At 51.3% G+C, this 23,201-nt stretch carries 22 protein-coding genes; 20 read left to right on the top strand and 2 right to left on the bottom strand.

Annotated features, from left to right (window positions below):
- Positions 1–125 precede the first annotated feature (125 nt).
- The 7 genes from I2H39_RS24590 (at position 126) to I2H39_RS24560 (ending at position 7,318) form a co-directional block, all read left to right on the top strand.
- A complete protein-coding gene (locus tag I2H39_RS24590) occupies positions 126–1,628 on the top strand; it encodes a sensor histidine kinase (RefSeq protein ID WP_138306287.1) in 1,503 nt (500 codons plus the stop codon).
- Positions 1,629–1,639: 11 nt separating this feature from the next.
- Positions 1,640–2,431: a response regulator gene (locus tag I2H39_RS24585; RefSeq protein WP_138306288.1), complete on the top strand. Its 792-nt coding sequence runs from the start codon at positions 1,640–1,642 to the stop codon at positions 2,429–2,431.
- 190 nt (positions 2,432–2,621) lie between these two features.
- The gene (locus I2H39_RS24580; protein ID WP_138306289.1) at positions 2,622–3,743 is read left to right on the top strand and encodes a TRAP transporter substrate-binding protein; all 1,122 of its coding nucleotides are present in this window, start codon (positions 2,622–2,624) and stop codon (positions 3,741–3,743) included.
- 72 nt (positions 3,744–3,815) lie between these two features.
- Positions 3,816–4,340, top strand: a complete 525-nt coding sequence (locus I2H39_RS24575; protein WP_138306290.1) for a TRAP transporter small permease — start codon at positions 3,816–3,818, stop codon at positions 4,338–4,340.
- On the top strand, positions 4,340–5,635 hold the full coding sequence (locus I2H39_RS24570; RefSeq protein ID WP_138306291.1) for a TRAP transporter large permease: 1,296 nt from the start codon (positions 4,340–4,342) through the stop codon (positions 5,633–5,635). The genes I2H39_RS24575 and I2H39_RS24570 overlap by 1 nt, the downstream gene beginning before the upstream one ends.
- Positions 5,636–5,740: 105 nt before the next feature.
- Positions 5,741–6,226, top strand: a complete 486-nt coding sequence (locus I2H39_RS24565) for a YcxB family protein (protein ID WP_195627743.1) — start codon at positions 5,741–5,743, stop codon at positions 6,224–6,226.
- A gap of 72 nt (positions 6,227–6,298) precedes the next feature.
- Complete coding sequence (locus I2H39_RS24560) at positions 6,299–7,318, top strand: TRAP transporter substrate-binding protein (RefSeq protein WP_138306293.1); 1,020 nt, start codon at positions 6,299–6,301, stop codon at positions 7,316–7,318.
- Between the two features lie 128 nt (positions 7,319–7,446).
- Here the strand turns inward: I2H39_RS24560 and I2H39_RS24555 are convergent, their stop codons facing one another.
- The gene (locus tag I2H39_RS24555) at positions 7,447–8,601 is read right to left on the bottom strand and encodes a hypothetical protein (protein ID WP_195627742.1); all 1,155 of its coding nucleotides are present in this window, start codon (positions 8,599–8,601) and stop codon (positions 7,447–7,449) included.
- 210 nt (positions 8,602–8,811) lie between these two features.
- On the opposite strand from I2H39_RS24555, the gene I2H39_RS24550 reads away from it, so the two are divergent.
- The 13 genes from I2H39_RS24550 (at position 8,812) to I2H39_RS24490 (ending at position 22,418) form a co-directional block, all read left to right on the top strand.
- Complete coding sequence (locus I2H39_RS24550; RefSeq protein ID WP_138306295.1) at positions 8,812–9,390, top strand: HD domain-containing protein; 579 nt, start codon at positions 8,812–8,814, stop codon at positions 9,388–9,390.
- On the top strand, positions 9,387–10,772 hold the full coding sequence (locus I2H39_RS24545) for a polysaccharide deacetylase family protein (protein WP_138306296.1): 1,386 nt from the start codon (positions 9,387–9,389) through the stop codon (positions 10,770–10,772). The genes I2H39_RS24550 and I2H39_RS24545 overlap by 4 nt, the downstream gene beginning before the upstream one ends.
- Before the next feature lie 364 nt (positions 10,773–11,136).
- Positions 11,137–12,159 carry a hypothetical protein gene (locus I2H39_RS24540; RefSeq protein ID WP_138306297.1) on the top strand — a complete coding sequence of 341 codons (1,023 nt, stop codon included), beginning with the start codon at positions 11,137–11,139 and terminating at the stop codon, positions 12,157–12,159.
- A gap of 74 nt (positions 12,160–12,233) precedes the next feature.
- Positions 12,234–13,067, top strand: a complete 834-nt coding sequence (locus I2H39_RS24535) for a purine-nucleoside phosphorylase (protein WP_195627741.1) — start codon at positions 12,234–12,236, stop codon at positions 13,065–13,067.
- Between the two features lie 143 nt (positions 13,068–13,210).
- Positions 13,211–14,044, top strand: coding sequence for a hypothetical protein (locus tag I2H39_RS24530; RefSeq protein ID WP_195627740.1), 834 nt, complete (start codon positions 13,211–13,213; stop codon positions 14,042–14,044).
- 247 nt (positions 14,045–14,291) lie between these two features.
- Positions 14,292–16,883 (top strand): ATP-dependent chaperone ClpB, encoded by a 2,592-nt coding sequence (clpB, locus tag I2H39_RS24525; protein WP_138306300.1) that lies wholly within the window; start codon positions 14,292–14,294, stop codon positions 16,881–16,883.
- 320 nt (positions 16,884–17,203) lie between these two features.
- Positions 17,204–17,383 (top strand): DUF4250 domain-containing protein, encoded by a 180-nt coding sequence (locus I2H39_RS24520; RefSeq protein ID WP_002576758.1) that lies wholly within the window; start codon positions 17,204–17,206, stop codon positions 17,381–17,383.
- Positions 17,384–17,483: 100 nt separating this feature from the next.
- Positions 17,484–18,674, top strand: coding sequence for a type II secretion system F family protein (locus I2H39_RS24515; protein WP_195627739.1), 1,191 nt, complete (start codon positions 17,484–17,486; stop codon positions 18,672–18,674).
- A gap of 10 nt (positions 18,675–18,684) precedes the next feature.
- Positions 18,685–20,136, top strand: coding sequence for a hypothetical protein (locus I2H39_RS24510; protein ID WP_195627738.1), 1,452 nt, complete (start codon positions 18,685–18,687; stop codon positions 20,134–20,136).
- On the top strand, positions 20,123–20,776 hold the full coding sequence (locus I2H39_RS24505) for a hypothetical protein (RefSeq protein ID WP_195627737.1): 654 nt from the start codon (positions 20,123–20,125) through the stop codon (positions 20,774–20,776). Before I2H39_RS24510 ends, I2H39_RS24505 begins: the two co-directional genes overlap by 14 nt.
- A complete protein-coding gene (locus tag I2H39_RS24500; RefSeq protein ID WP_195627736.1) occupies positions 20,760–21,122 on the top strand; it encodes a prepilin-type N-terminal cleavage/methylation domain-containing protein in 363 nt (120 codons plus the stop codon). The genes I2H39_RS24505 and I2H39_RS24500 overlap by 17 nt, the downstream gene beginning before the upstream one ends.
- Before the next feature lie 13 nt (positions 21,123–21,135).
- On the top strand, positions 21,136–21,672 hold the full coding sequence (locus tag I2H39_RS24495; RefSeq protein WP_138306305.1) for a prepilin-type N-terminal cleavage/methylation domain-containing protein: 537 nt from the start codon (positions 21,136–21,138) through the stop codon (positions 21,670–21,672).
- Complete coding sequence (locus I2H39_RS24490) at positions 21,672–22,418, top strand: hypothetical protein (RefSeq protein WP_207746957.1); 747 nt, start codon at positions 21,672–21,674, stop codon at positions 22,416–22,418. Before I2H39_RS24495 ends, I2H39_RS24490 begins: the two co-directional genes overlap by 1 nt.
- Before the next feature lie 27 nt (positions 22,419–22,445).
- Here I2H39_RS24490 and I2H39_RS24485 read toward each other — a convergent pair whose 3' ends face one another.
- Entirely contained in the window at positions 22,446–23,198 is a 753-nt protein-coding gene (locus I2H39_RS24485; RefSeq protein WP_195627734.1) for an A24 family peptidase, read from the bottom strand.
- Positions 23,199–23,201: the final 3 nt, after the last annotated feature.

Below are 23,201 nucleotides of genomic sequence, written 5' to 3'. Positions count from 1 at the left end.
GACCCTGTGTATCCCCGGAGGGATGGGCGGCAAGGGCATATGATACGGTTACAAAGGGTACAAGCCGTATAAACAGTCTGAAAAAAGCAGATTTCAGATGCATTTTGGTGCGATTGGGGTGGGGTATGTTTTCTTATATTAAAAATCAGTGGCTTTCAATCTCATTGAAAAAGAAACTGGGTGCATTTTCCGTTATTGTCATTCTGGTAATGGGTCTGTCCATTGCTTTTAATATGCTGGTCATGAATTTTTCCCTGGACAGTTTTAACGTGATACTCAATGACAATTCCCTCTGCTATGATGTACAGGAGTCCATGGAGCAGGAAGCGGATGCCTTTGAACTCTATGTAAGGGAGCGGACCTGGGAGAATGCAAAACAATACAGGCTGGCATGCTTTAAGTCAGAGAACAGCATAGAGGCCCTTCCCTTTGACTATGATGTCATTGGACCGGAGCGGTATGCCAGAACGTGGAATATTAAGAATGGATATGAGAGCTACCAGTCCTTCCGGGACCAGGTACTTCACATGGACCAGTCGGATGACGGATTCGTGGAGCAGCTGTACCGGGTATATGGAATGCAGAACTATCTGCAGACCTATGCCAGAAGGCTGATGCAGTCCACCCTGAAGGAGGGGAAGCGCAGTTACCAGGAAAAGGTGCCTCTTCTCTATGACCTTCCCTATATGATAATGGCCTGTTCTGTACTGATGATTATTACAGTCATCTGCCTGACCAGGATTTTGTCCAAAACCCTGATTGTTCCTATGGTAAAGCTGGCCCACAGCTCCAGGGAAATTGCCAGAAATGATTTCGGAGGCGAGGACCTGGTGGTGGATAACCGGGATGAGATGGGAGAGCTGGTCCATGCATTTAATAAAATGAAACATGCCACAGAGGGGTATATCAATACCCTGAAGGAGAAAAATGAGATGGCGGAGCGTCTTCACAAGGAGGAGGTGGAGCGTATTGAGATGGAAAAGCGTCTGGATGCGGCCCGCCTGGAGCTGCTTAAGAGCCAGATTAATCCCCATTTCCTGTTTAATACCCTGAATATGATTTCCTGCATGGCCAAACTGGAGGAAGCCCAGACCACGGAGCGGATGATATCCAGCCTGGGGAATCTTTTCCGCTATAACCTTAAGACTTCAGAGCAGATTGTGCCTCTGGACCAGGAGCTTAAGGTGGTGCAGGACTATATGTACATACAGCAGATGCGCTTTGGCAGCCGTATCAGCCATGACTTCCGGCTGGAGGTGGACGGCAGCGAAACCATGATTCCGGCCTTTACCCTTCAGCCCCTTGTGGAAAATGCAATCATACACGGTATAGCCAGGAAGGAGGAAGGGGGAAGGATATTTTTAAGAATCTGGAAACAGGAGGATAAGATAGTCATTTCCCTGGCAGACACTGGTGTGGGTATGGATGACGGGACCCTGGAGCGGCTTATGGATGCCCTTAAGGGACACCGGACTGCCAGGGTGGGCATTGGGCTGGGAAATATTTACCAGAGAATTAAATCCATGTACGAGGATGGGGATTTAAAAATCTACAGCAAGGCGGGCAAAGGGACTGTGGTACAGATTATCCTGCCTGCTGAGCAGGAAAAGGACTATCGGAAGATATAAGGGGGGAATCAATGTTACGTTTACTGATTGCAGATGATGAGATGATTGAGAGGCAGGTTCTGTACAAGACGCTGCAGAAGAACCTGGGGGACAGGTGCCGTATATTCCAGGCAGCTAACGGCAGGGAAGCCCTTAAAATCTATGAGGAGGAAAAGATACAGATTGCCATCCTGGATATTGAGATGCCCGGTATAAATGGAATAGAGGCTGCCCAGCAGATTCGGCAGACGGACAAGGACTGCTGCATCATATTCCTGACAGCCTTTGACGAGTTCTCCTATGCAAAAAAGGCTATTACGGTTAGAGCTCTGGATTATCTTCTGAAGCCTTACGACGAGGAGGAACTGATGCTGGTGGTGGAGGAGGCCATGCATATTGCAGGGGAGCACCGTCAGGATGAAAGGGTTGAAACGGAAGCTGAGATTCCGGGGCCTGGGGACACAGAGGAGCCGGAGGACGGGGGACACGCCCGTCTTTCAAAGGTTACCTCCTTAATCAGCCAGTACATACATGAGAATTATATGTTTGATATTTCCATGCAGGATGCTGCAAGAGCCATGAATTATTCAGAAGCATATTTCTGCAAGCTGTTCAAGCAGTGCTTTGACCAGAATTTTACCTCCTACCTGACACAGTACCGTATAAAGGAAGCCAAGAAGATGCTGGGACAGCCAACCGTCAATGTAAAGGAAATCGGAAGGGCAGTGGGATACGGTGACTCCAATTACTTTGCAAAGGTGTTCAAGCGCATAACGGGCCAGAGTCCCACGGAATACAGATTGTCTGTTTTCCAAAAGGGATAAAGATTGTATAAAGATAAAATATGTAATATTTGCATAAATGGAAGAGCGAAACAGGTTAAAATCCTACTATGATTCACAAAAATTTACTATATTCAGAAACGTGAAATACTCTTATAATAAAGTCAGTGTTAAAGAAACATAAAAAAAATATGCGAAAGCATAAAAAAAGTATTAAGAGGAGGAATGTTTCATGAAAAAAAGATGGATTAGTACTGCATTGTGTGCAGCAATGGTAGCTGGTTCCCTGGCAGGCTGTGGATTAAAGAGTCCTGATACAGCAGCCACAACAGCAGCTCCCGCAGCAACAGAGGCGCCTACAGAGGCAGCAAAGGCAGAGGGAGATACCACTGAGGAGGCTAAGACCGAAGCAGCAGCTGATACCAGCGACATGCCGGAGGTTACTCTGGTTATGGCAGAGGTTAACCCGCTGGATACCATTGTTGGGCAGACTGATTCCAAGTTCAAGGAGACAGTTGAGGAAATGTCCGGCGGCAAGATTAAGATTGACCTGCAGGCCAGCGGTGTACTTGGTTCAGAGAACGATGTTCTGGATACCATGCTGGGCGGCGGCGGAACCATTGATATTTCCCGTATTTCCGCATTTGCCCTGACAAGCTACGGCGCTGAAAAGTCCGTGCTTCTGTCTATCCCTTATACATTTGCAAACCGTGACCATTTCTGGAAGTTTGCTGACAGCGAGCTGGCTCCTGAATTCCTCATGGAACCCCACGACAACGGACTGGGCGTAAGAGGTCTGTACTACGGCGAGGAAGGTTTCCGTCACTTCTTCACAGTCAAGGAAGTTAAGGGCTTAGAGGACTTAAAGGGCATGAAGCTGCGTGTGTCCAATGACCCGATTATGAACGGCATGGTGGAAGGCCTTGGCGCAAGCCCAACGGTTGTTTCCTTCAACGAGCTGTACTCCGCACTTCAGACCGGTGTTGTGGATGGTGCTGAGCAGCCAATTGCTAACTACAAGTCCAATGCATTCCAGGAGGTTGCTCCAAACCTGATTCTGGACGGCCATACACTGGGCGCAATCCAGGTCATCATCACAGATGAAGCCTGGGATAAGCTGACAGAAGAGCAGCAGAACATCCTGGTAGAAGCCGGCAAGGTTGCATCCCAGTTTAACAGAACCATCTCTGAGGAAGCTGAGAATAAGGTGCTTGATGAACTGAAGGCCGATGGCATTAACGTGGTTGAGGTTCCTGATATCCAGCCATGGCAGGATGCTTGTAAGGACATCATTGAGTCTTCTACAAAGGACCAGGCTGAACTGTATCAGCAGATTCTTGACATGAACAAATAATAAGCGGCAATCAGACAGGCACAGGGCAAATGAATCAACTCTGTGCCTGTAGTTTTTGAAAGGGGAATCAATATGCCAGCAATATTTCAAAAGATTGACAAAATCAAGCCTGCATATGATATGACATACAGGGTCGTGCTGCTGCTTTGCAAGCTGCTTCTTGTGGTGGATATCCTTATAACAAGCATGGCTGTGGCGGGAAGATATATATCGTTTATTCCGGACCCCGCGTGGAGCGAAGAGGTAGTCCTGACCTGTATGTCCTATATGGCAGTGCTTTCGGCCGCCCTTGCCATCAGACGGGGCGCCCATATACGCATGACCGCATTTGACAGGTATCTGCCCTCCAATCTGGTAAAAAGTCTGGACATCATCGCTGACCTGGCCGTGCTTGCACTGGCAGTCATCATGATTACGGTTGGCTGGAAGTATGCCACGGGAATCGGCTCTAAGGGTACATATGTAAGCATGCCCAAGGTTTCCAGGTTCTGGATGTATTTCCCGGTGCCTCTGGCCGGAGTGGCTATGCTGGTTTTTGAAGTAGAGGCCTTATATAATCATGTAAAGAGTTTCTTTGTAAAGGAGGGGATGGAGTAATGGATGCAAATAGCATGGCAATTCTGGTTTTGCTGGGGAGTTTCTTCCTGATGGTATTTTTACGTTTCCCCATCGCCTATGCGGTGGCGCTTTCATCTGTGTTCTGTCTTCTGTTTCAGGGACACAATCTGACCACCATCTGCCAGCAGATGGTAAAGGGCATCAGTTCCTTCAGCCTGATGGCGGTTCCGTTCTTCATCACCATGGGATGCCTGATGGGTTCCGGCGGTATTTCTGAAAAGCTGATTGCACTGGCCAATGCGTGTGTTGGCTGGATGCGGGGCGGCATGGCAATGGTTAATATCGTTGCATCCTATTTCTTCGGCGGTATTTCCGGTTCCGCATCCGCGGATACGGCTTCCCTTGGTTCCATTCTGATTCCCATGATGGTTGACCAGGGATATGACGACGATTTCTCAACAGCAGTAACCATCACCTCATCCTGTGAGGGACTTCTGGTGCCTCCCAGCCACAACATGGTAATCTATGCCACCACAGCAGGCGGTATCTCCGTGGGAAGCCTTTTCCTGGCAGGATATATTCCGGGAGCGCTGCTGGCTGTAACGCTGATGATAGGTTCCTATATCATTTCCGTTAAGCGCAATTACCCCAAGGGCGACAAGTTCAGCATCATCAATCTGATTAAGCAGCTGAGCGTTTCCTTCTGGGCGCTGGCAGCCGTACTGATAGTTGTGTTCGGCGTTGTAGGCGGCGTGTTTACAGCCACAGAGTCTGCAGCCGTTGCTGTTATCTACAGCCTGATAGTCAGCGTGTTCATTTACAAGGGACTGGACTGGAAGGGAGTATGGAGAGTATTGGGAGACAGCGTGGACACCCTGTCCATCGTCATGATTCTGATTGCCACATCCAATATTTTCGGATTCTGTCTGACCCAGCTGCATGTGCCTGTTCTGGCTGCCAGCGCAATTACAGGCATGACCAATAACCCCATTCTTCTGGCCCTGCTGCTGAACCTGATTCTTCTGGTGCTGGGATGTATCATGGATATGGCGCCAATCATTCTGATTGCAACGCCCATTCTGCTTCCCATTGCAACATCCATTGGTCTGGACCCGATTCAGTTTGGTATCATGGTAGTGCTCAACTGCGGTATCGGACTTCTGACACCTCCTGTTGGAGCTGTTCTGTTCATTGGCTCTGCGGTTTCCAAGGTGCCCATGGAACGGGTGGTCAAGGCTACACTGCCATTCTACCTGTGTATGATTATAACCCTGTTGCTGATTACCTTTATTCCGGCTGTCAGCTTGTGGCTGCCATCCGTACTGGCTCATTGATGAATGGATACGGGAAAATGGTTTATCATGTATAATGAAATTTCAGAGTGGCGGCCCTGTCGCCACTCTGTTAGGATTCAGAACATCCGTACAAGGAGCATATGAATGAGATACAGATACACATACAGGACAACGGCGTGGGATTTATGGCAGCTTTCCATGTATTATATTTACGGTTCCATGGCAGGACTTTGCAATATCATATTTACAGCGGCTGTTTTTGTTCTGGGATTCTCCAAATGGGACCAGGCCCATGGATTCATGAGGTGCCTCATTGTGCTGGGATGCTGTCTTTTTACAATCATCCAGCCGCTGATAATATACGCCAAGGCAAAAAAACAGGCGGCGGGCATCACACGGGATACCCAGGTTTCCATTGGTGACAGCGGGCTTTACATCCAGGTGGGAGATGACACATCAGAATTGCAGTGGAAGTCGGTCAAACGTATATCCAGGAAGCCCACCATGATTATTATATTCTGTGACACCACCCATGGATTTGTTTTTACAAACCGTGTGCTTGGAAATGAGAAAGAAGATTTTTACCGCTATGTGGTTTCTAAGATGGAAGTCAGGACAGGAACCAAGTAAAGGTATACAAAGGCCCGCCTTGACCGGGCCCGGCAACTGGGGTATGATATATCCGAAGGGAGGGACGGCTGCTTGAGAAAAAATGTAATTTACCTGATGGCCTGTGCGGCTGTCATGATTCTGGCTGCATCCTGTGCAGGCAACAGTAAGGAAGGTACGGGGCAGAAGACGGTTCCGGAGTTCGTCCTGACATATGCTGAGAATCAGGCCGAGGATTATCCCACCACCCAGGGAGCGTATAAATTTGCGGAGCTGGTATATGAGAGGACCGGCGGCAGGGTTGAGATACAGGTCAATGCCGGCGGCATTCTTGGAGATGAAAAGACGGTCATTGAACAGCTGCAGTTCGGCGGGGTGGATTTTGCCAGGGTATCCCTGTCCCCTCTGGCTGGGTTTGTTCCCAAGCTGAATGTGCTTCAGATGCCCTACCTGTATACGGGGCGGGAACACATGTGGAAGGTTCTGGAAGGGCCTATTGGCATGGATTTCATGAATTCCTTCGGCGGTTCCAGTCTGGTGCCGCTGTCCTGGTATGATGCCGGCGCCCGCAGCTTTTACAGTACGTCCAGGCCTATTGAGTCCCTGGACGATATGAAGGGACTTAAAATCAGGGTCCAGGAATCTGCTCTGATGATGGATACCATTGAGGCTCTGGGAGCAACGCCGGTACCCATGGCCTTTGGGGAGGTTTATTCAGGACTGCAGACAGGCGAGATAGACGGTGCCGAGAATAACTGGCCTTCTTATGAATCCACACGGCATTATGAGGTGGCCAAATATTTTACCCTGGATGAGCACACCAGGGTTCCGGAGCTTCAGCTGGCAGCCCAGTCCACCTGGGATAAGCTGCCAGAGGATTACAGGAGCATCATTCGCAGCTGTGCCCAGGAATCAGCCCTGTATGAGCGTAAACTGTGGGCTGAGCGTGAGAAAACCTCGGAAGAAAGGGTCAGGAAAGCGGGGTGCGTGGTGACGGAGCTGGATGCCCGGGAAAAAGAACGGTTCCAGGAAGCCGCTGCTCCTATGTATGAAAAGTACTGTTCTGAATATGTGGATATCATTGATGATATTATGGATGCAGGAAGACAGTGACAGGATTTGGATTCAATTATTATAACCGTGTAATCGGATATGTATGAATAATAAGACCATGGTTCCAATCAAGGGAGCCATGGCCTTTGGTTTTAATACGGATATTTATATAAATATTCAGAAACGTTTCAGCCCAGGGGGACAATGGTGATGTTATCATCCGAGCCGGCGTCCGGTGACGGGGCCTGGGAGGCCTGGGTAGGAGATGGTGTCTGCTGTCCGGGAGAAGACGGGGCGGCAGAAGTTGGAGCGGCAGTTGTGGCTGCAGTGGTTTCAGCGGCCTTGGTGGTTTCAGCGGCCTTGGTGGTTTCCTTGGCTTTGGTGGTTTCCTTGGCCTTGGTGGTTTCCTTGGCCTTGGTGGATTCCTTGGCCTTGGTGGTTTCCTTGGCTTTCGTGGTTTCCTTGGCTTTGGTGGATTCCTTAGCCTTGGTGGTTTCCTTGGCTTTCGTGGTTTCCTTGGCTTTGGTGGATTCCTTAGCCTTAGTGGATTCCTTAGCCGTGCCGGAGCCGCTGGAACTGCTGCCGTTGGTGCCGTTGGTGCCGTCCGAGGGGAATTCTGTGTCCCGGCTGCTCAGGTCTACCCCTTCCTTTATGGTGGTGTAGGAGCCCTTTATGGTATTGCCCGCGTAATCCTCAACATATACCACAAGGGTTTTTGTGTCCATGGGGAAGGTGATTTCTCCGGTTTCTTTATTGATGTGGGTGGGTTTGACTGTTTTTTCATCCTCATCCGTAGCATAGACTGCGTCAAAGTTAATACCTGACTGGCTGTCTTCTGCCGTTATGGTAAGGATGCCATTTTCCATCACATATTCTTCCTGGATTGAGGGGGCCATATCGTCCAGGGCCGCAATGGTGTCGGACAGCCTGGCAGCCATTCCGTTCCAGCCCTTTACATATATCTGGAGGGTTCCGTTGTTGGTCAGGGTAGCGGTGTAAACCCCCTTTTCCCTTTCCAGCTCAAGAGGCTGGGATTCCATGGTGACGCTCATCTCACGTACAGGGAGAAGGGAGCGTATGCGGATGGATATATCCACAGTGCGGTAATCCTTGGTATCAGATGCATCATACTCTATCTTGGGTGTGGAGGTGGCCAGAATGAATATGACCAGATTGAGCAATAGGAAGGGAAGTATGTAGAATACCAGGGTATGCAGTTTTCGGTTGTCGTTCCATGAACGCTTATTATAGGTGTTGCGTTTGCTGCTCCTGCCGCGGTTGCCGCCGTAAGAACCGGAAGAGCGTTCGCTGCGGGGAGCCGAATATGATGAATGACGGTCCATTAATTATCCTCCTTAAGTAATACGGAAAAAATACTTCTATAGCATATCAGAAATTTTCTTTTCTTACAAGTTTAACTTGGAAAATGGCAAAGATTCCACAATACCCTTCAAAATGCCGGACGAATATGTTATGATAGGTATGATTCCTGACATCAAAGGGAGAGGTACATAAGGAATATAAATTGTGCTATCACAGAAGGAGTAAAACCTATGATTGGAGAAGCAGCTGCATTTGCAGATAAAGCCCACAAGGGAGCTTTCAGAAAGGGCACGATGATTCCGTATATCACGCATCCAATGGAGACGGCAGTGATTGTGTCCGCTTTTACGGATGATGAGGAAATCATTGCGGCGGCCCTGCTCCATGATGTCATGGAAGATGCAGGAGTTACCAGGGAAGAACTTGAGGAGGCATTTGGTCCCAGGGTGGCAGAGCTGGTAGTGGATGAGAGCGAGGATAAAAGCCGCAGCTGGCAGGAGCGCAAGACCCGTACGGTCATGCATCTCTGTACGGCTTCCAGGGAGATTAAGATACTGGCGCTGGGGGACAAGCTCAGCAATATGCGCTGTACAGCCAGGGATTATCTGGTGGTGGGCGATGCCATATGGCAGCGGTTCAACGAGAAAGATAAAAAGAAGCATGCCCGGTATTACTGGGGGATAGCCCATGCTTTGAAGGATTTGGAGGACCACCTGTATTTTAAGGAATATGTGATGTTATGCAGGACTGTGTTCGGTGAGGATGTCATTTCCTCAAATAAAGACATGATACAAGGAGAATGTGAATGATTAGACGTGGGAAAAAGCGGAAGATTCTGGCTGCTGTTCTGGCAGCCGGAATTGTTTTAAGTATGCAGGGAATGACGGCATTGGCCGGCAGCACAGGGGTGGGCGCAGCAAAATCCGCCCAGACCGGGCCGGGAGCGGCGTCCCTTACAGAGGACCAGTCAGACCAGACCGGAGGCCAGGAGACAGCGGGCCAGGACCAGACACCCCAGCCGGAGGGACAGGGGGCAGCGGGCCAGGACCAGACACCCCAGCCGGAGGGACAGCCCGCAGCCAGCCAGGACCAGGCGGCACAGCCAGCGCAGGGCCAGGAATCCCTGGAGGTAAACTACAGTGCCTTTATATTGCAGCAGGGATGGAGCGCAGCCACAGCTGATAACAATAATTGTTCGGCGCCGGTCAACACATGGCTTACAGCTATAAGGGCTAATCTGATTAACATTCCGGCCGGTACACAGGTAGGAATACGCTATCAGGTGAATCTGAGCGGTTCCGGCTGGCTCCCATGGGCGGAGGACGGAGCGGAAACAGGCGGTACAGAAGGCGTTATGCCCCTGGAGTCCGTACGCATGGAACTGACCGGCAGCGGAGCAGCCGCATATGATTTATATTACAAGGTACTCCAAAACGGTTCCTGGACGGACTGGGCAGCCAACGGTGCGGCAGCCGGACAGGAGGGGGCCGGCCTCAGGGTGGACGGCATACGGGCTTCCATCACGGCAAAGGGGGCGGGAGTTCCTGCGGACCTGGCTGCATCCCATGGAATTGACCCATCCAGGCCCATGATTGCACTTACATTTGACGACGGACCTAAGACATCCGTGACCAGCCGGATACTGGACAGCCTGCAGGCCAATGGCGGAAGGGCTACCTTCTTCATGCTGGGCTCCAATGTTAATGCCAATGCAGGCGTTATCAGGAGAATGGTGGACCAGGGCTGTGAGGTTGCAAACCACACTCATGACCATAAGTATCTGACTAAAATCGGAGCAGACGGAATCGTAAGCCAGGTTGGCTCCACCAACCAGAAGATTCAGGCTGTCTGCGGCGTATCACCTGTCCTTATGCGCCCGCCGGGCGGGTATATTGATGCGGCATCCCTTAATGTGCTGGGGTCCATGGGCATGCCGGCCATCATGTGGTCCATTGATACCAGGGACTGGCAGCACAGGAACGCGCAGAGGACCATTGACACGGTGCTGAGCCAGGTAAAGGACGGGGACGTCATACTGATGCATGATATCTACAGCACCACAGCGGATGCAGCGGTTGTGCTGATTCCGGAGCTGACAGCGCGGGGATATCAGCTGGTGACGGTCAGCGAGCTTGCAGCCTACAGGGGAGGAATCGCACCCGGCCATAAGTACAGCCAGTTCAGACCATGATTCAGCTGACGATGCATTGACAGATAAGTTTGAGACGGTATCCCTTCTTAAGTAAAAGGGATGCCGTCTTTTTATCCGGCTGCAGTGGTGTAGGCACGGGGCCGATTAGGGGTGAGAGACTTGGCACAGGTGTAATAATATCGGAAATGCCCTTGATTCTTATCTTAAGGTTATGTATAATAAGACCACAGATTGTTTTCTTCAGACATCTGGCTGTGCACCGCACAGAGACGGGGTTTCTTTCTGAAACCCGTGATTCCCATTTTAACAGGCAGTTTTAATTGATGTACCTTGACATATTTATATGATTTGTATTCTGTTCTCCTGCAGTTTGTAAAATGGCGGATAGCCGGGAGGAATGCTTATGACAGACAGATGGAATGGATTACCGTTTAGCAGACGGATAGGTATAAGGGGAAAAGCAGGCAGGACCGTGTTGGCAGTGACGGCAATGACGGCAGCTGTTTTCTGGCAGGCAGACAGTGTACGGGCCATGCCGTCACAGAAGCCGGCGGCAGGGGGCCATTATGGTGCAGAACTTCGGATTACCAGAACAGCGGAGACAGCTGAAGACGGAGAAATCCAAAAACCGCCTGAACGGTATTGGGACGGAGATGGAAAGGAGTACCTGCTGGATTACTGGGAGACAGTAACGGTTCCGGGACAGTATGTCAGCCGGAGTATGGAACGGAAGATAGTATATAATGGCGTGGAAGGGGCGGAAGGAATTCCTGTGTCCATTTTCCTGGAAGAGGATGTATCGGGAAGTCCGGCAGAGGGAACCCTTTTTCTGAGGGAAAGCCGGATTATAGGGGAGGAATGGCAGGAGGGCTTCCTGGCGCCTGTCACCTTCCACGCCTATGGGGCAGACGAATACCATGGGGGTTCCCTGGTTATACCAGGGGATGCGGTCCTGGAGACCTGCGTGTCCATGGGAGGGCAGCTGCTGGAGTTTATGGACCTGTCCCCGCTGGATTACCGTATTCTTACAGCGGACTGGTCAGGGGAATCCTATGAGGACGAGGCAGGAAGAGTGTGCCGCCAGGCCATTGTATCAGGGCAAAAGCTTCTCAGGGATTATGAGGCTGTATACGAGGGGGAAGTCGGCTGGACAGAGCCCGGGTCCCAAGAACTGGAGATGGTGTACAGGCCGGTGTCCCTAGTTTCCCAGGCAGCGTCACCCGCAGCAGACCATGTACCTGCACCGGAGCCTCAGGATGAGGGCCGGGAAGGAAATCTCTGGTATTGGGTACGAAGCGGTTTTGTCATAACAGTGGGAGCAGGGCTTTTAGGGATAACCGTGGGTCTGCTGGCCCTTTTGGCAGTGTGGTACAGGCAGAACCGGAGGGAGCACAGAAGAAGGTGCCTGCCCCGCATAAAAGGTTGAGCCATATGGTTCAGGTATGATATACTTCACATAACAAGGGAGGGTTAAGCTCCCGCAAGAAAAGGAGAACAGATATGACAAATCCTGTGTATGACAAGCTGAGAAACTGCTATGACAGCATAAAGGCTAAGATTCCCTTTGAACCTAAGGTGGCCCTGGTGCTGGGCTCCGGCCTTGGGGACTACGCAGAGCAGTTGGAAATCCAGGGAACCATTGATTACCGCGATATTGAGGGATTTCCTGTATCCACGGTACCCGGCCATAAGGGCAGGTTTGTGTTCGCCTGCATAAATGGGGTTCCGGCAGTGCTGATGCAGGGACGGGTCCATTATTACGAAGGATATCCCATGTCAGATGTGGTCCTGCCTGTCCGCCTGATGAAGCTTATGGGTGCGAAGGTCCTTTTTCTGACCAATGCGGCAGGCGGTATCAATTATGATTATGGGGCAGGGGATTTCATGCTCATCAAGGACCAGATATCCTGCTTTGTCCCCTCCCCGCTCATCGGACCAAACCTGGAGGAGCTGGGACCAAGGTTCCCGGATATGAGCCATATATACGATGAAGACCTGAGGGATATTATCCGTTCCACGGCTTCCGGGCTTGGAATCAGGATACAGGAGGGAGTCTACGTGCAGCTGACAGGACCTGCCTACGAAAGCCCGTACGAGGTAAAGATGTGCAGGATACTGGGAGGGGATGCAGTGGGCATGAGCACGGCCTGCGAGGCATTGGCTGCCAATCATATGGGCATGAAGATATGCGGTATTTCCTGTATATCCAATCTGGCCTGCGGCATGACAGATGCCCCGCTGTCCCATCAGGAGGTCCAGGAGGTATCGGATAAAATGGCCCCCCTCTTTAAAAAACTGGTATCCCAGTCTATCGGAAAAATGGGGATTTTTTAAACTTTTATGAAAAATTAAAGAAAAAGACATAGTAAAATAGTGTTTTTCGTAGTAATATGTATCGTGGACGACGGCAGGGGGAATATGCTGCCAGTCCCGGCATATCTTATGACATAGCATGATTCAGAAAAGAGGAGATTATTATGAAGAGACACTATTTAGCAGTTGCAGTCCTGGCGCTTGCACTGGGGATGACGGCCTGTTCTTCCGGCAATAAAGAAACCACAGCAGCCCCAACGACTACAGCAGCACAGACTGAAACGGAAAAATCTGCAGAGGCAGAGGATGATATGGAACTGCAGTACTTCTATGGCTTCGTGGGAGAGGTGACAGACAACGTGGTTACCGTCAAGGATGACGAAGGCAAGGAAGTGAAGTTTGATGTATCTGAGGCCAAGGTTGAAGGCGCGGATGCCATTGGAGAAGGCGATGAGGTAGAGGTGGCATATGCAGGAGAGCTTTCCGCAGATACAACGAAGGCAAAATCAGTGGACATCGTCACATCTGCCGCCGCAGAGGCAGCGGAAGAGGCAGCTGCTGAAGAGGATACCATTATCACCGGAACCATTGAGAAGGCAGACGATGACACCCTGACCCTGGCTGCAGACGAGGGAACATTTACATTTAATACCAAGATTGCACAGAAGGTATCCAAGGACGGCATCAAGTCCGGCGTACAGGCCGATGTTACCTATTACGGCGACCTGGAAGATGAGACCGACAAGCCGGTGGCAACCAAAATTGTGACTGAGGATGCCATGGATTCAGAAGACGCAAAAATCAACACTCTTTCCGGCAAGGTGGCGGAAGTTGGGGCGGACTATGTGGTCATTGATACAACCGACCCTGCAAACACCCTGTTTACTTTCCTGGGAAAGGAAGGCATGTTTGATAAACTGAAGATAGGGGATACAGCAACCATTATCTACAAGGGAACCCTTACTGACAAGACAATCACAGCAACCGGCGTGAAGTAAAGAATATGCGTATGGCCGCGGCCACAGACAAATGAAGTCTGTGCCGCGGTTTTTCTTCTTTATCCCGCCATTTTGCGCGCTCTTTTTTCTTTAAAAAATTAGCACTCGACCCTTGACAGTGCTAACAACATGTGTTATAGTACGACTAGAACAAAGATGACAAAGCACAATTCCGTAAGCCCCTGTACCCGGAGGATTCATACAGGCATTCCGGTCAGAAGCGGCAGAGAAGAAAGGGGAATGGGTAATGAATATTAATAAATTTACTCAGAAGTCAATGGAAGCAGTACAGAACTGTGAGAAGCTGGCGTATGAATATGGAAACCAGCAGATTGATGAGCAGCACCTTCTGTACAGCCTGCTGACCCTGGAGGACAGCCTGATTCTTAAGCTGATAACCAAGATGGGGATTCAGGGAGATATGTTTTCCAATGAGGCAAAGCAGACAGTGGAACGCCTGCCCAAGGTAAGCGGCGGCGGCCAGCTTTACATCAGCAGCGATTTGAATAAGGTGCTTATCAGCGGCGAGGACGAGGCAAAGGCCATGGGTGACGAGTATGTATCTGTGGAGCACCTTTTCCTGTCTCTTTTAAAGCATCCTAATAAGGATATCAAGGCGTTATTCAAGTTATATAACATAACCCGTGAGACATTCCTGCAGGCCCTTTCCACTGTAAGGGGAAACCAGAGGGTGGTCAGCGATAACCCGGAGGCGACCTATGATACGTTAGCCAAATACGGATATGACCTGGTGGAGCGGGCCAGGGACCAGAAGCTGGACCCGGTAATTGGGCGTGACAGCGAGATCCGGAATGTCATACGTATCCTGTCCCGTAAGACGAAGAACAATCCGGTGCTTATCGGAGAGCCCGGCGTGGGTAAGACGGCAGTGGTGGAAGGCCTGGCGCAGCGGATTGTGCGCGGGGATGTTCCGGACGGATTAAAGGATAAGAAGCTGTTTGCCCTGGATATGGGCGCTCTGGTGGCAGGCGCCAAGTACAGGGGTGAATTTGAGGAACGACTGAAGGCTGTGCTGGAAGAGGTGAAAAAGAGCGACGGACAGATTATCCTGTTCATTGATGAGCTGCATACCATTGTGGGGGCGGGCAAGACAGAGGGCTCCATGGACGCAGGCAATATGTTAAAGCCCATGCTGGCCAGGGGAGAACTCCACTGTATCGGAGCCACAACCCTCAATGAGTACCGCCAGTATATAGAAAAGGATGCGGCGCTGGAGAGAAGGTTCCAGCCGGTGATGGTAGACGAACCAACGGTAGAGGATACCATATCCATACTGAGGGGGCTTAAGGAGCGCTATGAGGTATTCCATGGGGTGAAGATAACAGACTCTGCACTGGTCAGCGCGGCCACATTGTCCGACCGGTATATTACCGACCGTTTCCTGCCGGATAAGGCCATTGACCTGGTGGATGAAGCCTGCGCCATGATTAAGACTGAGATGGATACCATGCCTGCTGAGCTGGATGAAATGTCCAGGAAAATCATGCAGATGGAGATAGAAGAGGCAGCCCTCAAAAAGGAAACTGACCGCCTGAGCCAGGACCGCCTGGCGGACCTCCAGAAGGAGCTGGCTGAGCTTCACGATGAATTTGCATCCAAGAAGGCCCAGTGGGAGAATGAGAAGGCCAGCGTGGACCGTCTCTCCGCCCTCAGGGAGGAGATAGAGGGTGTGAACCGGGAGATTCAGGACGCACAGCAGAAGTATGACCTGAATAAGGCTGCGGAGCTGCAGTACGGCAGGCTGCCGGAGCTTCAGAAGGAACTGCAGGCAGAAGAGGAGCGGATTCGGAATGAGGATTTGAGCCTTGTGAGGGAGAGCGTGACAGAGGATGAGATTGCAAGAATCGTATCCAAATGGACGGGAATCCCGGTTGCCAAGCTGACAGAGAGCGAAAGAAGCAAGACACTGCATCTGGATGAGGTTCTGCACAAACGTGTGGTTGGCCAGGACGAGGGCGTACAGCTGGTGACCCAGTCCATCATCCGTTCCAAGGCAGGCATCAAGGACCCCACCAAGCCCATTGGTTCCTTCCTGTTCCTGGGCCCCACGGGCGTAGGTAAGACGGAGCTTGCCAAGGCCCTGGCAGAGGCATTGTTTGATGACGAGTCCAATATGGTGCGTATTGATATGAGCGAGTACATGGAGAAACACTCTGTGTCGCGTCTCATCGGAGCGCCTCCGGGATACGTTGGGTATGACGAGGGCGGACAGCTGACAGAGGCAGTGCGCCGCAAACCCTATAGCGTGGTATTGTTCGACGAAGTGGAAAAGGCCCACCCGGATGTGTTCAATGTGCTCCTGCAGGTACTGGATGACGGACGTATCACGGATTCCCAGGGCAGGACCGTGGATTTTAAGAATACCATCATCATACTGACCTCCAACATCGGCTCCCAGTATCTGCTGGAAGGGATTGATGAGAACGGGAACATCCGTCCGGAGGTGGAAAACGCTGTGATGAATGAGCTTCGCGCCCATTTCAGGCCGGAGTTCTTAAACCGGCTGGACGAGACCATACTCTTTAAGCCGCTGACCAGGGAGGATATCGGAAGAATTGTGGAGCTTTGTGTGGCGGACCTGAATAAACGTCTGGCAGACAGGGAGCTGACCATAGAGCTGACAGCGGGGGCCAGGGAATTTGTTACGGATAAGGGATACGACCCTGCGTACGGCGCCCGTCCCCTGAAGCGTTATCTCCAGAAGAACGTGGAGACCCTGGCGGCAAGAATCATATTGGGCGATGGAGTCCGGGAGGGAAGCACCATTGTTATAGATGTGGATGAGGACAGGACCAGACTCATCGCATATGTGGAATAATTCTGGATATTTTAGATAAAGACAGAGTGATGATAGAGGAGAGGGCAGGAATCTGTGCGGACAGATTCCTGCCCCTGTTTTTTCCATAAAATAGGAAGCATTTTTCAGAATACTTCTAATATAGAAATATAATTCAATCAACTTTTGGCACTGACGAAAAAAGTAGGGAAAATACCCTAATTTAATGTTGAAAACGTTACTTGCAGGTGATATAATCGTTTCTGCTGAAGGCTGGCGTACCTATAGCCGGAATAGGACTAGATATAGGGTATTTAATATTAACTGAATCAATATGAGGTAATAGAAAGCAGGTATAAATTGTGAGTACCATTCCGAAAGACCCAGTTATTTTGCTGAGTTATGTAAACACACAGCTCCGTGACAATTATAGTTCTCTGGACGAGATGTGCCAGGCATTGGATGCGGATAAGTCCAGGATTATATCTGTGCTGTCTGGTATTGGCTACCAATATGAGCCGGCTCAGAACAGCTTCCGCTGATAAAATCATATATAAATGTTTTGTGGCCGGCTTTGTCTGACTTATATCAGATAAAGCCGGCTTTGTACATATGAAACCGTTATGGAAAGGGGGAAGAGCCATGCCGCGTTACAGATATAAGGCGAAAAGTGAAGATGGCAGAGTTCACTGTGGAACCAAGGAAGCAGACAACGGCAGGGCTCTTTTCGTTATGCTTAAATCCCAGGGACTCTATTGCTATGAGTACAGTTCCCGGGAGCGTACACCTGCGGTGCGTCCTGCGAAGCTGAACCAGAGACAGCTCCCCTTGCTGTGCCGGCAGATAGCAGCCATGCTGACAGCGGGAGTGCCGCTGTCCCGGGCTCTGGAAGTGAGCGCCGGGTCTGCCGGGGACAAGACTCTTAAGGTAACCCTGGCCGGACTCAGGGAGAGCATCCACAAGGGACGTACCTTGTCAGAGGCCATGGAGGAGATGAAGGGAGTATTTCCCAACCTGCTGGTTTATATGATGCGCACAGGCGAGTCCAGCGGAAGACTGGATGAGCTGCTTCACAAGATGGCGGAGTACTACGGCCGGGAGGAAGAGTTAAATGGCAAGGTGCGTGCAGCCATGACCTATCCCATTATATTGTTCTCCATTACCGTGATGGCGGCAGTATTCATGCTGACCACGGTCCTTCCTCAGTTTGCCTCCATGCTGCAGGAGCAGGAACTTCCCTGGATTACCCGGATGATGATGAGGCTCAGCTTCAGCCTCCGCAGCCGCGGGTTCCTTTACATCATACTTATTCTGGTACTGATGGCCCTGTTCAAGGGGATTCTGAAATGTCCTTCCGTCCGGCTGCAGGCAGACCGGGCTGTACTGTATACCCCAATCATAGGAAAACTTTTAAGAACCGTATATACATCCCGTTTTGCATCTGCCTTTGCCGTGCTCTACGGAGGCGGAATAGGAATTCTGGATGCAATGCATACGGTAGGGCGGGTAATGGGAAATTCATATGTGGAGAAGGGGCTGGCCCAGGCAGCGGAGAGCTTAAAAGGCGGCGTGATGCTGTCGCAGGCATTGGAGGAACTGAATCTGTTCCAGCCTGTGCTTATTTCCATGGTGGCAGCGGGTGAGGAATCCGGTGCATTGGATATGGTGCTGGAGGATGCGGGGAGTTTTTATGAAAAGGAGGCTGCCAGGGCGGTCAATCAGATGATTGCTCTGCTGGAGCCGGCCATGATTCTCATACTGGCCATGGTGGTGGGAAGTGTGGTCATGGCCATCATGATGCCTGTATTTAACATGTACTCGTCGATGCTGTAAGAGGTAGAAAATGAAATATTACATATGTTTGGAAGAGGACAGGATATGGTATGTCCGCGGCCGGTTTAAACGGCGTCACGGTTCTGGCAGCCACCGCCGCCTGGAGATAATGGATTGGGAATTCGTGGAGCCGGTGCCCGATGTGGCATCGGCCCTGGCGTGTCTGGCTGAAAAACACGGTATGGAGGGAAAACGTGTCAGTCTGGTAGTGGGACAGGATGTAAAGATGATGGGGCTCACCGTTCCAAAGGCAGGAAAGAATGCCATGAAAAGGATGGCGGTCAATGAGCTGTCCATGCTGGATGCAGGCTTTGGGGACCATGCAGCGGCCCTGGACCTGGGAGCGAAAAGCGGCAGGACAATGGTTGCGGTTACCGCATATTACATGGAACAGCGCAGCCTGAATGCATATAAGAAAGCCCTGGAGAACGGGAAAATGATATGCGGCAGGGTCCTGGTCCTGCCTGACTGCATGGCCCTTATGGCCAGGGAGCTGTGGAAGGAAGAACGGATTCTTCTGGTGGATGTGGGCCAGGGAGGCATGGGATTTTATGTGCTGTCAGGCGGACATTGTCTGGCGTGCCGAATGACGGGCCTGAAGGCCGGCTGTTTTATACGGGAGGGAGCAATGGACCTGCTCTATGAGGAGATGGCGGAGCAGGTTGAAGGCCTGATACAGGAGTGCAGCGCGGCTGCAGGTGTTCCTGCCCCGGATTGTATGGTAATCATGTCCTGCTGTCTTCCTGATGCAGAGTCTGCAGCAGGATACATGTCCCAAAGACTGAAGATACCCTGCTGTGTCAGGATGCCGGAACCAGTGGATGCCGCATGCCTGGCGGCCTGCGTGGCCGGTTCGCTGGAAGGCAGGAGAAAGGCGCTGGAACTGGAAGAACAGGTATATGGGGATGGTGAGAATTCTGCTCTGAGCCATGGAGTGTTCATGACCAGGGGCTGGGCACTGTTCCTGCTTGTGAACGGGCTGGCTGCGGCAGGGCTGTCTCTTCACGCTGCCTGGCTGGACCGGTCGGCAGGTAAGGAGCTGGCCCGGAGGGAGCTTGCCATGGAAGGAACAGAGTACAGGGCCCGTTTCCGTGAAGCCCTGCAGATGGAAGAGAAAATAGGGGAAATGTCGGATTACAGCAATAGGTCCCAGGCGGTGAAGACATTGCTGGCCGGGAAGAATCTGCTGGGTATGGATGGATTCAGGGCATTTACCGAAGCAATGGAGCCGGGTATGAGGATTGAATCCATTACCTTTGACGGGGTATATCTTGAGATGGTGGTGTCCATGGAACATGCCGGGGATGTACCGGTCTACGTAGAGAAGGTGGAGCATTCCGGGGTTTTCGGACAGGTAGGACACAGTCTGTGGGAAAAGAGGGAAGAGGACAGGGAAACGGAGCGTGTATATGCAACCGTTTATGGGTCCCTGGGAACAGGAGGACAAGATGAAGCTCAGTAGCAGGGAGCGTTTTCTCATCGGGACATTGCTTACCATTATCCTATGGACCGCGGCGCTGGAGGTATTTATCTGGCCGGGCCGTTTAGGATATGAGACATCCAGGGAGCAGATGGAGAGCCAGAGACATGAAAAGGAAGAGATGGAGTTTTACCTGAACCACTATGAGGAGTTGGAACAAACCTTAAACAAGTGGGAGGCTTTGAGGAATAAAGAGGATTTCTTTTACCGGGATATTGACGACACATTCATGGACAGGAACCTGCAGGCTATGGCGGACAGGGCAGGGGTAAGTATATGCCGTATGAGTATAGGCGAGGCTGTTCCGGTAGAATTATCCTATGATATGGAGGAAAATGGAACGGAGGACAAGGAGAAGAGCGAAACCAAGGAGAAGAGCGAAAACGGGGACGGTCCGGCAGGCGGGGTGGTAAAGGAATCAGTTATTACCATGGAGATAGAATGTCCGGATGCCCAGGGCGTGATGGCATTTTCAGATGAAATATACAGGGAGCAGAAAAGTCTCCTGGTAACTTTTATGGATACAGGAGCTGTGTATGAAAGTGCGGAAGACGGCCGGGAGGTGTATCAGGGAATGAAGGGAATCGTGGAGGTCAGATATTATTATGAAGAAATCAGATAGCAGGTCATCCAGGGGAGGATTTACGCTGATTGAGGTAGTGGTGTCAACTGCCCTCCTGGCAGTAGTCTGTACCGGGTTTCTGATGATGACAGCTGCAAATACCAGCCAGCTGTCCGGGGAACAGAGTCTGGAACGGTCCAATTATGACCTCAGCGCCAGGGCCGGCGTCGGGGAAGGCGACCCTACCGGAGAGACCATTGCGGTGGAGTTCAGCTTGGAGGAAAAGGATGGGGGCACAGAGTATGGGTATACGGAGAATCTGGCTCAGGAAATATTTGAACAGTACGAAATCTTTGAGTCAGAGGAAGATACAGGCAACCATATGACATTTTACAGGCACAGATAAGGGTGGACAGGATATGGCCGCAGGAGGCAGAGCAGGAAAGAACAACCGTGGATTTACCTTGATAGAGACAGTGGCGGCATTGTCCATAGCAGCTGTTCTGGCTGTATTTATATCCGGTTTCATCCATCCTCAGATGAAGCTGTATTATGAGTTGGACCGGCTGTCCCAGGCAAAAGCCATGTGCAGCCAGGCCTACCGGGATTTGGAGGAAAAGCTGAGATACGGCTACGTGTTTTACTGCGATTACCGGGATACGGGCGCAGTATCCTATTATGTAAGGAACAGACAGGAGATTCCGGAGCTGACGGAGGCGGGTGAGTCATATTATGAGGAGCTGCCTCCGGTGGAGGACTGGCCAAGTATCTCTGCGGCCAAACTGGATGTAACGGAAATGGGCGGTATGGAATTGGAGCTGGATTTTAGCGGTACAAAGAATACACAGGCCAAAGTGTGCATAAAGGTGAAGAAGGACGGGGATGTAATATATGAACAGGAGGCAGTGATTGAATCCATGTATGGTTATACCATGGATGGGGAAGGCGGGACGTGATGGACAGGGGAAGAACAGAAAGAGGATACAGCAGATATACCCGTGGAAGCAGCATGATATATGTGGTCCTCCTCATGACGCTGCTGTCCGTGCTGTCCTGCGGATACATGGCGGTTTCACGGCACAATATGCAGGCTGCCCTGGACAGCAGGCGCTATATGGAAGCCCAGCTCTCTGCCAAGACCATTCACCGTTCATTCTGCGAGGCGGTAAGCAGCGGTGATTCCACGGCCATGAACCTGGTCTGGCAGAGTTTCCAGGAAGACTGCGACAGGGTAAGGGAAGAATTTGATGCAATGATGGATGAGGAAGAGGAAAATGAGGGGGAGGAAGCAGACGGGCGGGAGCTTGAAGCAGAAGCGTCCGAACCTGGGGAGGATGTGGCTGGGGAAGAAGAAACCCGTTGGGAACGGTATTTGTACCATGCGCTGGGAAACAGGGAATATGTGGTCCGTGGAAGAGGCTCTTCCGGGGATTCCGGTATAATGGATGACTCTGCGGCAGAGGTTCCCACGGAAATTGAAATTACATTGACAGCATATCCCCTTAAATCCCTTGCAACGGTCCGCACCGTAGTGGAAAACGGCGGTTACCATTTCTCCATGATGGCGGATATTGTATTTGATGACCGGGACGGCTCGGTCATGATTATCCGCAAACCCTACCGTTCCAGCGGCGGGGGCGGCCCGGATGTAAAGGTATATCTGAACGGAAACGGAGTGTACCGTTATTATGAGGGCAGATGACCCTGAAAAGCAGACACACGGCAGCCATCACAGGAAAAAGCCCATATACCACAGGAACAGCGGGCAGAACCAAAGCCCGCATATCATTAAGGACACAGCAAAAAACGGGGCCATGGGAATCTGTGTTTTCCGGCTGATTTTTCCGCGCATAAGGGGAACGGCGTACCAAAGACCGGCTATGACATAGCCCATGAGAAGGGCTATCATGGCCGGCGCAGCGCCAAGCAGCAGACCGCTGGCAGCAAGGAGCTTTACATCGCCCCAGCCAACGCCTCCGCGGCTTAACAGATTTACAAAGGCCAGAAAACCGCCTGCCAGGAAAAAGCCGCCCAGCCGGTTCAGAAGGCCCGGCCCGGTTCCGGCTGCCAGTGAGATGCAGGACAGCGCCAGAATCAGGATATGGATGCCGTCAGGTATGTACATGTGCCGCGCGTCTATGAAGGCGGCTGTGATGAGAAGGCAGGCAAAGATGCACATAAGGGCAGAACCAATACCCGGGCCTTCTGCCTTAAGGCAGAGGATGAAGGCGGATGCAGTGAGAAGCTCCACGGCCGGATACTGCCTGGAGACAGGGGCCCCGCAATGCCGGCACCGGCCTTTTAGGAACAGCCAGGACAGGATGGGAACCATATCGTAAAAGGCCAGCACATGGCCGCAGACAGGACAGCGGGAACGCCCGGTCAGGAACGTCCGGCCCTCCGGTATGCGCAGGATGCAGACATTCAGAAAACTGCCAATCAGTGCGCCTGACAGTCCGTATACAAAATAGATAAAGACCATGGT

This window comes from Clostridium sp. 1001283B150225_161107_B6 (genome assembly GCF_015556325.1).
GTDB lineage: Bacteria > Bacillota > Clostridia > Lachnospirales > Lachnospiraceae > Enterocloster.
This window is presented reverse-complemented; position numbering and strand designations above follow the sequence as displayed.